Source organism: Klebsiella sp. HMSC09D12 (assembly GCF_001808475.1).
Classification (GTDB): domain Bacteria; phylum Pseudomonadota; class Gammaproteobacteria; order Enterobacterales; family Enterobacteriaceae; genus Klebsiella; species Klebsiella oxytoca.
In genome coordinates this window covers 672-1,070 of record NZ_KV793509.1, presented here as the reverse complement: position 1 = coordinate 1,070, position 399 = coordinate 672, and the positions used below count along the sequence as shown (strand labels likewise).

Sequence of the window (399 nt, the reverse complement as noted above, 5' to 3'; positions counted from 1 at the left end):
TCCACGGGTCGTATGCAAACTCGTTCAGCGAGTCACCTCGCGCCCATTCGATCGTTTCCTCTTTAATTACTGCATGGTCAACGACATCGCCATCGGTAAACTCAAGGAATCCAGCGAGATTCCATTTTCTGTAAAGGTCCGCCTGCTGCTTGGAACAGGCTTCCAGCCGACCTTCAGGTATCCAGAATCTGGAGCGGACATAAACATCGCCATTTGGAGCAAGCCAGACTTTAACTGCAGCTGAAATATCAATTTTGTTGGAAAGGTCAACGCCGAGCCACATTGACCAGTTGGCCGAAGTGGAGTCGTCCCAGTCGTCACGGCATTTTTCCCAGCGCGCCATATCCATCCATGCTTTTTCACCTTGCACCCAGATATTGAGATGCTTGGTAAAAAAAC

1 protein-coding gene is annotated in these 399 nt (G+C 49.6%); it reads right to left on the bottom strand.

The annotated features are described in order from the left end of the window. Nucleotides 1-399 (bottom strand): terminase TerL endonuclease subunit (locus HMPREF3178_RS31975; RefSeq protein ID WP_416371864.1); only part of this gene is annotated, 399 nt, incomplete at both ends.